The sequence below is a fragment of the Specibacter sp. RAF43 genome (genome assembly GCF_052114065.1).
Lineage (GTDB): Bacteria > Actinomycetota > Actinomycetes > Actinomycetales > Micrococcaceae > Specibacter.
This window is the reverse complement of the sequence record NZ_JBFREA010000046.1, coordinates 1-11,232: the sequence shown is the minus strand read 5'-3', so window position 1 is coordinate 11,232 and position 11,232 is coordinate 1. Positions and strand designations below refer to the sequence as shown.

Genomic DNA, 11,232 nt, shown 5'->3' with positions numbered 1-11,232 from the left:
CCCAAGGCCTCGGTAACGCCGAGATAGCAGACAGGGCCCGGCTATCAGTCAATACCGTCAAGACCTTTTATCCGTAGCTGCTACCGCCGTATCGGTGTCACCGACCGCTCGAACGCCATCCTCTGGGGTCTCGACCACGGATTCTTTCCCGACCACAAACGCGTCCGACCGCGCCAATGAGAAGGCACCCCCACTATGAGTGGCCCCAGAGGAGGAATGAATCGCGCACTGACCGCTTGTGGAGTCAGATAGGGAATCTCGAGTCCAACAACTGTGGACCTGTGCGAGGCACCGCTTATCCAATCGGCGGCGGCTCAAATTAGGATCATCGGCGTGGCGCCAACGCGATGAAGCACTCGGTGCCGCTATTGCCCGGAGCGAACCCGTGCACCTTGCCAAGCAGGTTTCGGACCGGATAGTGACTTGAAAGCCAATGAAATCCAGATCACGAACCTGACCATTAAGCACGCGCCCTCGCTGCCGGCGATGCGCGGTATGGGCGCGAGGATGCGCACCCATCAAGGCACCCGCGCATACGTCGACGCCGGACCGCCGGAGGACGGAGCATCAAGCGCTACATCAACAGACTAATCCACCGGACCCTGACAACAATTCCGCCGCTATCGGCAGCTTGACAAATATAGAAGCATCCCAGGAATCATGGCACTTGTTTGGCTGCGGCATCGACGGGTAACGAATGTGGAGCCCAGTCCTGAGAGTCCGACGAAAAATGCGTTGTCACTGTCAACACGACCACAACGGACACGGTTGGGTCCCGGGGATCATCGTGACACTGACCGAGCGGATCGGCCGACCGGTTGTCCACCGCGACAGCGATGCAGCGAACCGAGGCGCTGCAAGCCCTCTGCATCGTCAATCAGCCAGTCGTGCGATCCTTCGCCCTCATAGGTCAAACTGGACGCATGCCGATCATTGAGCTTTCGATTTGTGACCTGGCGCAAGACTCGATCGAGCGCAGCCGGCCCCATCTGGATCCAGACCGGGTTTCGTACTACTTAAAGCATCTGGACGAGTCGACGCCTGTGGTGGTGTTTAACGTCAACGGCAATTTGCTTCTGGCCGATGGCCACCACCGTCTTGCCGCAGCCCAACAGCTCGGCCGCTCCACGGTAAGGGCCGATGTGCGAGAAGGCAGGCGAAGCGATGTCCTGCAGTTCGCGATCGCCGTCGCTCAGCGACAGCGCGGGCTCTCAAGGCAGCAGGTACTCGACGCCATTGCACGTCGCGGCCAACGCCCGGCCGAGAACTGACCCGGCGTTATCGGTTCCGGACAAGGGCTTTGCCGCCAGCAGCCGGGTGAAGGATGGAATATGCCCCGGTCAGCGGATTCGGCTTCCACTTCTGCGAGGTCTCGATCCTCGGCGCTGCTGCCGTGCGGCTGGCCCAGCCCGCCGTTGGTGACGTGCAGTAGGACGTGTCCGAGTTCGTGGCCCCGGACAGCAACTCGCTGCTCAGGCGTGAGCCAGACTTCAATACTGACGACGCGGGCGGTTAATTTTGTGTATCCGCTGGCCAAATTTTTCGCCTCTGAAAGCACTGGGATACAGAAGTTTCTCCCATATTTCAGGCCGGGCAAGAAGCAGGACCGAGCAGTCCTGGAGAAGATGTGTTCCCGGCTGGAACACCGCATTGGGACCCCGATTTTGGCAGAACAGGCCACCCCTGACAGACCTTTGGACCGCAACAACGAGGCAGGCGATTGGCGCCAACCTGTGGACAACGACCGAGGGCCGCGATAGCGTCAAGAAGGGTTGAGGTCATGCACCAGGCACGCCGCCCGAACAACCGGACGTGCCGACGGCGCAGGGTTCAACCGTGGCACGGCACCTAGTCGGCAAGCAGCGCCGGCTGCGAATTGCCGCGGCCCTGCCAAAGGACGATTCATGTACTCTTCCACGGAACCAGCAACCAACCACCACCCGGCAAGCCCATCCCCCGCGGGAGCGGCATCGGCCGCCGGCGTCGGCCGGCATCCGCGGGTGGTGGTGGTGACCGGGGCCAGCGGAGGCATCGGCCGGGCCACCGCCGTTGCGTTCGCCCGCGCCGGGGACAACGTCGCACTGCTGGCGCGCGGTGCGGCCGGCCTGTCGGCCGCGGCGGCCGAGGTGTCCGAAGCGGGAGGGGCGGCCCTGCCGATCTGCGTGGACATGGCCGTGGCGGCGGAAGTTGACGCCGCGGCGGAGCGGGTCGAGGCGGAATGGGGGCCCATCGACGTGTGGGTCAATGTCGCGTTCACGTCCGTTTTTGCACCCTTATCCGAAATCAGCGCCGGCGAGTTCAAGCGCGTCACGGATGTCTCCTACCTCGGCTTCGTCTATGGCACCATGAGCGCGCTCCATCGCATGATCCCCCGCGGCCGCGGCACGATCGTCCAGGTCGGCTCGGCGCTCGCCTATAGGGGCATCCCGTTGCAAAGCGCCTACTGTGGCGCCAAGCACGCCATCCAGGGGTTCCATGAATCACTGCGGTGTGAGCTTTTGCACGACCACAGCGGCATACATGCCACGATGGTGCAGATGCCGGCGGTTAACACCCCGCAATTCTCGTGGGTGCTCTCCCGGCTTCCCCGCAAGGCCCAGCCGGTGCCGCCCATTTACCAGCCGGAGGTGGCAGCCCGGGCGGTACTGTACGCCGCCGCCCACCCCCGACGGCGTGAATACTGGGTCGGCGGGAGCACCATGAAAGTCCTGGCCGCGAACGCGATCGCTCCCGGATTGCTGGATCGATACCTGGCCCGGACAGGATATGAGTCTCAGCAGACCGCCGAAGCGAAGCCGGCGGACCAACCGGCCAATCTGTGGGAACCGGCCGACGCCGAACGGGACTACGGCGCCCATGGCGCCTTTGACGAGAGGTCCTCTCCGCGCAGCGCCCAGCTGTGGGCCTCCCAGCACCACGGGCTGCTGGTTGCGGCGGCATTGGCCGGACTGGCCAGTGTCCTCACCCTGGCGCGGCGGAGCACCCATTGAACCCGCCGGAATTGAGAGGAGACACCATGAATGCCTTGCCTAAACGTCGCGCTCAAGCGCCCGAACCGGTCGCGGAGGCACTGGTTGGCATTGACCGGATGGTGCACAACATCGAGACCGGTCGCTTCGAGCGTTCGCTGTCCGCCGTGACGGCCGTGGGCTCGCTGGTGACGGCTGCGGAGATCTACTTCGAGCACGACAAGGCCAGTTTCGGCGACCCGTGGATGTGGGCACCCATCGTCCTTGGCCCGGTCGGCGCGGCCGCCGGCGTCGCCGGGTTCTTCAGCAAGCGCCTGGCCAAGACGGCGCTTCCCGTGGCCTCTGCGCTAATTGTTGCCAACGGGCTGCAAGGCACCTGGCTGCATGCGCGGGGGATAGCGCAAAAGCCAGGCGGCTTCGCAAACCTGCGCTACAACATGGAAATGGGCCCGCCGCTGTTGGCCCCGCTTTTGGTCACCATGGTCGGGGCCATGGGATTGTTGGCCGCCATCCTCAGACGCGAACGATGACGGCCCCGAGGGCGGGTGACGCGCTGCCCCTGTCTGAGCGCGACGGCGGCGGACGCTTTCCCGGCCTGCACACTGCGTCACTCGCCAGTCATTGGGACGAGCAGACAACGGCGGCGGTGATGCAGCGGCTGGGCCGCCAACCGCACATGCGCTACCTCTCGCCCTCCCAGGAGGCGGCCGCGGATGCCCTGTTTAACCAGTTGCTGGGCCAGCGGGAGGAGCCGCGCATCCCGATAGTGCAAATGGTCGACGCACGGCTGGCGGAGGGTCAGACCGACGGCTGGCACTTTGAGGAAATGACGGATGACGGGCGTGCCTGGCAGCTCACCCTGGCCTGGCTTGACCACGATGCGCTCCTGCGCTGTGGCACCGAATTCGCCGATGCCTCCTGGGAGGAACAGCACCGGGTGCTCCAGAGCATCCAGAACCTCGGAAAGGAACTGTGGCACGACTGGCCCGCAACCCGCGTGTGGAGCCTGTGGACGCGGTATGCGTGCACGGCCTTTTACTCCCACCCGTGGGCCTGGGACGAAATCGGCTTTGCCGGTCCCGCGTATCCGCGCGGCTACAAAAACCTGGGACTGGATGCCCGGGATCCGGTGGAGGTGGCCGATGCGCGGCCGGCGCAGGACCCGGCGTGGCGGGCAGCGCGGCCGTGAACCGGGTTCGCGGCCGCAACGAATCAGCCTGGCTGCTGCCGGCCGGCCCCGGCCTGAACCACGGGCTCCGGGAGGGCATGCGCCGCTTTGACGACGGTGACGAGGTGGATCTGGTGGTGGTCGGTGCCGGAGCCGGCGGTTCCACGCTGCTCCAACGCCTGGCCCGGGCCGGGTGGCGCGTGCTGGTCCTGGAGGCCGGGCCGTTCTGGGACCCCGGGGTGGATTGGGTGAGCGATGAGGCTGCATCCCACCACCTGTACTGGACGGAGCCCCGGGTCATCTCCGGCACCGACCCGGTGCCACTGGGTTCGAACAACTCCGGACGAGGCGTTGGCGGGTCAATGGTGCACTTCGCCGGCTACGTACCCCGATTCCATCCCAGCGACTTCCACACCCACGCCGTGGACGGCGTCGGCGCCGACTGGCCAATAGGCTACGAAGACCTCCGGCCCCATTACCAGGATCTGGAGGCCGAGCTGCCCGTGGCGGGCGAACACTGGCCTTGGGGGGAACCACACGGCTACCCGCACCGGCCGCACCCGGTATCGGGCAACGGGGAAACGTTCCTGCGCGGGGCACGGCAGCTGGGCATCACGGCGAAGGTGGGACCCGTGGCCATCACCAACGGTCGATTCGGCAACCGGCCGCACTGCATCTACCGGGGCTTCTGCCTGCAGGGGTGCAAGGTCAATGCCAAGGCCTCGCCACTGATCACGCACATACCGGACGCCCTGGCGCACGGCGCCGAGGTCCGCGCCGACTCGATGGTCACACGCCTGGAGGTGGACGGGCGCACCGGCCGGGCTACCGGGGTCCACTACGAGCACCGCGGCACGGAACACTTCCAACGGGCCCGCATGGTCGCCGTCGCCGGCTACTCCATCGAAACGCCGCGGCTGCTGCTCAACTCCGCCACGAAACGATTCCCGGACGGCCTGTGCAACGACTTCGACCAGGTGGGCCGCTACCTCATGGTCCAGGGCGCGCCCCAAACCGCCGGCCGCTTCGATGCGGAGGTGCGCATGTGGAAGGCTCCCCCGCCCGAGGTCAGCACCGAGGCCTTCTACGAAACCGACCCCGCCAAACCCTACAAGCGCGGCTTTTCCATCCAAACCGTTTCACCGCTGCCGATCACGTGGGCCGAGCACGTCGTGGCGCAGGGCCACTGGGGTACGGACCTGAGGGCGTACATGAGCGACTACGTGCACTGGGCCGCACTGGGCGCGCTGTGTGAACTGCTGCCCCAGGCGGACAATCGGGTGACGCTCGCCGACGAAAAGGACCGCCGCGGCATGCCCGTCGCCAAGTTCAGCTACTCGCAATGCGACAACGACCGGGCCCTGATGCGCGCCGCCCGGTCCGTCATGGAGGAAATCCTGCGCGCAGCCGGTGCCGAAGAGGTCATGACGATCGACCGCTACGCCCACCTCGTCGGCGGAGCCAGGATGGCCGCAACCGAAGACGCCGGAGTGGTCGATGCCGACTGTGTGAGCTTCGCCGTACCGAACCTGCTCATCGTGGACGGCAGCGTGCTGCCCACGCAGGGCAGCGCCAACCCAGCCCTGACCATCATGGCCGTCGCAGCGCGCGCGGCGTCGCGGCTCATCGCCGGCAGCCGCGCCGGCACCCACTGAAAGGAATGCATCATGGCCAAGGAGACAGTTTCAGACTTCCTGCTGGCGCGCCTGCGCGAATGGGGGGTTGAGCACGTATTCGCGTTTCCCGGGGACGGGATCAACGGGACGCTGGCCGCGTTCGGCCGGGCCGGGAACAAGCCCAAATTCATCCAGTCCCGGCACGAGGAGATGTCAGCGTTCGAGGCCGTCGGCTACGCCAAGTTCACCGGCCGGGTGGGTGTGTGCATGGCAACCTCCGGCCCCGGTGCGATCCACCTGCTCAACGGGCTCTACGACGCGAAGCTGGACCATGTGCCGGTCGTCGCCATCGTCGGCCAGACGGCGCAAAGCGCCATGGGGGGCGCCTACCAGCAGGAGGTGGATTTGCTGAGCCTGTTCAAGGACGTGGCCGGCAATTACGTCCAGATGGTCACCGTCCCACAGCAGCTTCCCAACGTCGTGGACCGTGCCATCCGCATCGCCCTGGCCGAACGGGCCCCGACGGCGGTCATCATTCCTTCCGACGTGCAGGAGATGCCCTACTCCGGGCCCACCCATGCGTTCAAGATGGTCCCCTCGAGCCTTGGCGTACGCTGGCCCACCATCAGCCCCGACCCGGCGGCCGTCCGGGATGCCGCCGCCATCCTCAACGCGGGCAAGAAGGTGGCCATGCTGATTGGCACCGGGGCCGGCGGCGCCCGGGCAGAGGTGATGGAGGTCGCGCAACTGCTCGGCGCCGGAGTGGCGAAGGCACTGCTCGGCAAGGACGTCCTCTCCGACCACCAACCCTACGTCACAGGCTCCATCGGACTCCTGGGCACCCGGCCAAGCTACGAAATGATGCGCGACTGCGACACACTCCTGACCGTGGGGTCCAGCTTCCCCTACACCCAGTTCATGCCGGAACCGGGGCAGGCCCGCGCCGTGCAAATCGACGTGGACGCGAAGATGATCGGATTGCGGTACGGGTACGAATGCAACATCGTCGCCGACGCGAAAACGGCCCTTGAGGCACTGATCCCCCTGCTGCACCCCCGCGAGGACACATCCTGGCGCACAACCATCGTGGACAACGTGGCCCGCTGGTGGGAAACCATGGACATGGAGGCCGGCGTGGACGCCGAGCCGATCAACCCGATGCGGCTGTTTTCAGAACTCTCCTCCCGCCTGCCGTCCAATGCCATCGTCACGGCTGATTCCGGTTCCAGCGCCAATTGGTACGCCCGCCAGCTGCGCTTCCGTGACGAGATGCGCGGTTCCCTCTCCGGCGCCCTCGCCACCATGGGCCCGGCCGTGCCGTACGCCATTGGCGCGAAGTTCGGCCACCCGGACCGCCCGGTCGTGGCCTTCGCCGGCGACGGGGCCATGCAAATGAACGGCATGGCCGAGCTGGCCACCATCAAGCACTACTGGCAGGAATGGGATGACCCCCGCCTGATCGTGGCCGTGCTGCACAATAACGACCTCAACCAGGTCACTTGGGAGATGCGCGCCATGGAGGGCGCGCCGTCGTTCGAGCCGTCACAGACCCTGCCCGACGTCCCCTACGGCGACTTCGCGAACCTGTTGGGCCTGCAGGGCATCACCGTGGAGACGCCCGACGACGTCGGCCCGGCCTGGGAGCGCGCGCTCGCCGCCGACCGGCCCACTGTCCTCGACGTCCGGGTCGACCCCAACGTCCCTCCGATCCCCCCACACGCCACCCTGGCGCAGGCGATGGACAGCGCCAAGTCCGTCATGAAGGGCGACGCCAGCGCCTGGGGCTTCATCAAGGAGGGAGTGAAGACGAAACTCCAGGAGGCGCTCCCCCACAAGGAGGGCCCAGATGCAACGTGACCCCGCCGTCGAGGAACTGCAGGCAGCGGCCTACACCGTACCCACCGACGCTCCGGAGGGAGACGGCACGTTCGCCTGGGGATCCACCACGTTGGTGCTGGTGAAAGTCCGCGCCGACGGACTGACGGGCTTCGGATGGACGTATGGGCCGGCCGCCTGCCAGAACCTGGCCACGGGACTGCTCTCCCCCGTCGTGGTGGGCCTGCCCGCGCTCGATGTGGGCCGTGCGACCGGCGCCATGGCCCGTGCAGCACGCAATGCCCCGCTTCCGGGAACGGCCAGCTATGCCATCTCGGCCGTGGACTGCGCCTTGTGGGACCTCAAGGCGCGCCTGCTCGGCCTGCCGTTGYACCGCCTCCTGGGTGCCGTGCGCAATGACGTCGCCGTTTACGGCAGTGGCGGCTTCACCACGTACCGCCGAACACAGCTCACCGATCAGCTGACAGGCTGGGTGCACGGCCAGGGAATCCCGCGGGTCAAGATCAAGATTGGCGAATCCTTTGGCACCAGCGAAGACCGGGACGTGGCCAGGATGCAACAGGCCCGTGAGATCATCGGTCCCGAAACCGCACTGTTCGTCGACGCCAACGGGGCATACACGGCCAAGCAGGCCATCAGGGTAATGCAGAGGGTCCAGGACCTCAAGATCGGTTGGTTGGAGGAACCGGTGCCCTCGGACGATTTCGCGGGTCTGCGCGAGGTCCGCCGACGGGTTGACGCCGACGTTGCGGCGGGCGAATACGGAACGGACCTTGCGTACTATCGGGAACTGTGCCGTCCCAGATCCCTTTCATCCGGGATCCGCTCACAGTCGACCGTGTACGCCGGCCGCAGCCGCGGGCCGTCCGCAAGCAATCGTCCTGCGACGAAGCCGACGGCGTCATCCAGCAGACTAAATGCGCCACAGGCCGCGGCGGCCTCGCCCGCAAAGCACTGGTCGCGGATCCATGCGTAGCGGTAGTCGTAGTTGCGCTTCTCGTTGGCTCGTTCCGGCAGTCCCATCGTGGCGGCGGCCACCATGGCGCCTCCCGCCCCAGTCATGCCGCGCAGCACTGCATATGACTGGCGTGCGTCGTCGGCGGCGATGGTGTTGTCCAAGGTGGGGACGGCCCGTTTCCAGGCCTGCTCGGTGGCAGTCCAGGACTCGTCCGGGTCCGGCGGCCTGCGCGGCAGGCGGGTCGAGGAAACCTCCAGCACCAAGTCATGTTCCTGCCCCTCGGGGAGGTTGATCTCCAACGAAAGCACGCCTTCGTCGATCCGGGCCTTAGCGGCCCCGCTGAGCCGTATGTGCAATTCGCCCGACCGGGCCGTCCAGAGGCCCTCCGAGAGGGCCAGGCGGCTCATTTTGCGCCTGCCGAAGTTGGCCCGCGCGTCGAGGACCACCCGGACGGACGCGGCACCAGCGACGGCGCGCAGCCGGCGCAGAAGGACGGCCCGCTCACGCTCGCCCGGGTACGTGAGGGCCTCCCGGCACTCGATCAGGCTGGAATGCGTGGTCCAGCGGCTGCGCCAAACAAGCGTGCCGTCCTCGTAGCTTCCGCCCCAGACGGTGTGCAGATCCGTGGGGGTCACGGCAAACACCCCTGGCCCGCCCACAAGGGCCGAGAATACGGCGTCGCTGTGCCAGCGCGGTGCGCACATCCACACCACGTCGCCGCGGGGGCCCAGCAAGGCCGCACGTTCGCCGTCGGCCAGCATGGTGTATTCCCGCAGGACGTGCGGCGGGAACGGTTCATTCGAAACGTTCAACACCTTTGAGAGTCTAGGCTTTGCAAAACTTGGCGACCACCCCCGCCGCCACCGGGTTTTGGGGCCCCCTGGGCCGTGCCGGTGACCGTCGGCCAAGGGACGCCTTGCGCCCCTGGCCGTTTGTAGACTAAAAATGAATCTACGTCTTTGGTTGATACGGGAGGGAATCATTCCCTGGGTCCCTGTTGGCCATGCCCGCCCTCGACACACGCTCGTACGTAACAGGCGTTACATCCCACTATGTTACGGATATGTATCTGCCAAGAACTGGTTGGTCCTGATTGTCCGTTTGCCTCCCCGGGAGTCGTCCCGGACAAGGGTTGCTGTGTGGCGGGAACTGCGCAAGATCGGTGCCGCACCGGTCTCCACCGGTGTATGGACAGTGCCTGACACGCCGCATTTTTCGTCGGCTGTCCAGAAAGTCGTGGAGTTGGCGGCCTTTGGTTCCGGGGAGATTCTCGTGCTGCCTACGCCCGGAGCGGGCGACCACGAAGCAGATCCGCTTCGTTATGTTTTCCGTGCCCAGCGCCTGGACGAATGGCAGGAGTTCTCCGGGGACTGTGCCTTCTTTGAAGTGCTGGATCGACTGGCATCGCTGGGCAAGAGGGTTCTGCTGGTGCGCGGGAACGCCGAGCGGGAGCTGGTTTCCCTGGCCCGAGGCGAATCCATCGACATCCCAGACGACGTGACCCCATGGGCGGCGGGACAGCGCTCGCCCGCTCACATCGCTCTGCTCGCCGGGCTGGAGCATCCGGTGACTATCGACATTAAGGATTTCGGCAGCGTCCTGTTTTGCCACGGCACGCCCCGTAGTGACGAAGAGGTAGTCCTCGTTGACAGCAGCCTGGAACGTTGGGCCGACGTGTTTAGTGAACTGCCCGAACAAATTCGGACGGTCGTGTGCGGGCACACTCACATGCCATTTATCCGGCTCGTCGACCGGCGCCTGGTGATCAACCCAGGCAGCGTAGGCATGCCCTACGGTTAACCAGGAGGCAGCTGGGCGCTGCTGCGCGGGGGCTCGGTCACACTGCACCGAACCATCAGTGACATTGACGCTGCAGTGGCAAGAGTCGTCGCCGCATCGACCTACCCGGATCGTGAGGCATGGGCCAACTATTTCATCCGATCCGCCGCCAGCGACGCGGAGGCACTAGCCACCTTCCGCACCCGCGACGGCCGTCCCAGTTAGGGCTCGCCCCGCGGTCAGGCTGTGCACCCTACGAGTGTTGCTTCAGCACGATGGTTGTGCCTGCTATCGACACAGAGCGGACCGTTGAAGCGCTACGACTTTGCCAAGCGGGTCGTCGTGAAGTTTCCGCCCAAGCGCCTTGGCCGTCATCAGCGCGGCCGCCTTGGGCAACGCCGATCAGGATCAGGTCAGGGGCCGACGGCGATCAGCACAACGCTTCTGATGAATATAGGAAGGCCGCCTCAACACCCACTGCGTACAGAGCGCCGGGCGCCTCACTCCTACCGAACTAAAATTCCGTCAAGTGAGGCTCCCCCACTCACGTCGTGAAGGCTCCAGAGCACTATGAACAGGTGTAAGGAAAATTCACTCCAAGCAGCCACGGAGGAACAGCCACTGAACCACAGCTAAATCAGCCCCTGGACAACCAGCCCGCTGCATAAAAAGAGCCACCATGAGAACAGATTCCGTGGTTTTGTACACACCTCGCAGGGCAAACAGCCCCTGACCTGCGGTAATACGGTGCCCGAGGTGGGACTCGAACCGGATTCCAAACCTTGAAAACACTGCGAAGCAGAAAATTCCTGTCGACGCCAACCGAAAATAGGGCCACTATCGCCAATTGAAAATGAGGCCACCTGACATCATTGAAGGTGATCAATTTGGATGATTGGGTAACTA

The 11,232-nt window shown here is 65.4% G+C and carries 9 protein-coding genes and 1 pseudogene; 8 read left to right on the top strand and 2 right to left on the bottom strand.

Annotation, left to right across the window (positions count from 1 at the left end):
* Positions 1-923: 923 nt before the first annotated feature.
* Entirely contained in the window at positions 924-1,271 is a 348-nt protein-coding gene (locus AB4Y80_RS16550) for a ParB/RepB/Spo0J family partition protein (protein ID WP_442215434.1), read from the top strand.
* Here the strand turns inward: AB4Y80_RS16550 and AB4Y80_RS16545 are convergent.
* On the bottom strand, positions 1,193-1,651 hold the full coding sequence (locus tag AB4Y80_RS16545; protein WP_442215435.1) for an ImmA/IrrE family metallo-endopeptidase: 459 nt from the start codon (positions 1,649-1,651) through the stop codon (positions 1,193-1,195). The genes AB4Y80_RS16550 and AB4Y80_RS16545 overlap by 79 nt on opposite strands.
* 253 nt (positions 1,652-1,904) lie before the next feature.
* On the opposite strand from AB4Y80_RS16545, the gene AB4Y80_RS16540 reads away from it, so the two are divergent.
* The 6 genes from AB4Y80_RS16540 to AB4Y80_RS16515 are packed head-to-tail and all read left to right on the top strand — an operon-like array spanning position 1,905 to position 8,565.
* Entirely contained in the window at positions 1,905-2,990 is a 1,086-nt protein-coding gene (locus AB4Y80_RS16540; protein ID WP_442215433.1) for an SDR family oxidoreductase, read from the top strand.
* A 26-nt stretch (positions 2,991-3,016) separates the two neighbouring features.
* Positions 3,017-3,499, top strand: a complete 483-nt coding sequence (locus AB4Y80_RS16535; protein WP_442215432.1) for a hypothetical protein — start codon at positions 3,017-3,019, stop codon at positions 3,497-3,499.
* Positions 3,496-4,158, top strand: coding sequence for a gluconate 2-dehydrogenase subunit 3 family protein (locus tag AB4Y80_RS16530; protein WP_442215431.1), 663 nt, complete (start codon positions 3,496-3,498; stop codon positions 4,156-4,158). Before AB4Y80_RS16535 ends, AB4Y80_RS16530 begins: the two co-directional genes overlap by 4 nt.
* On the top strand, positions 4,137-5,792 hold the full coding sequence (locus AB4Y80_RS16525) for a GMC family oxidoreductase (protein WP_442215430.1): 1,656 nt from the start codon (positions 4,137-4,139) through the stop codon (positions 5,790-5,792). The genes AB4Y80_RS16530 and AB4Y80_RS16525 overlap by 22 nt, the downstream gene beginning before the upstream one ends.
* 12 nt (positions 5,793-5,804) lie before the next feature.
* The gene (locus tag AB4Y80_RS16520; RefSeq protein ID WP_442215429.1) at positions 5,805-7,610 is read left to right on the top strand and encodes a thiamine pyrophosphate-requiring protein; all 1,806 of its coding nucleotides are present in this window, start codon (positions 5,805-5,807) and stop codon (positions 7,608-7,610) included.
* Positions 7,600-8,565 carry an enolase C-terminal domain-like protein gene (locus AB4Y80_RS16515; protein ID WP_442215428.1) on the top strand — a complete coding sequence of 322 codons (966 nt, stop codon included), beginning with the start codon at positions 7,600-7,602 and terminating at the stop codon, positions 8,563-8,565. The genes AB4Y80_RS16520 and AB4Y80_RS16515 overlap by 11 nt, the downstream gene beginning before the upstream one ends.
* Here AB4Y80_RS16515 and AB4Y80_RS16510 read toward each other — a convergent pair.
* Positions 8,487-9,308 (bottom strand): annotated as a pseudogene (locus tag AB4Y80_RS16510) (trehalase-like domain-containing protein); the annotation flags it as partial. The gene AB4Y80_RS16515 and the pseudogene AB4Y80_RS16510 sit on opposite strands and share 79 nt — an antisense overlap.
* A gap of 376 nt (positions 9,309-9,684) precedes the next feature.
* On the opposite strand from AB4Y80_RS16510, the gene AB4Y80_RS16505 reads away from it, so the two are divergent.
* Positions 9,685-10,347: a Chromate resistance protein ChrB gene (locus tag AB4Y80_RS16505; protein ID WP_442215427.1), complete on the top strand. Its 663-nt coding sequence runs from the start codon at positions 9,685-9,687 to the stop codon at positions 10,345-10,347.
* Positions 10,348-11,232: the final 885 nt, after the last annotated feature.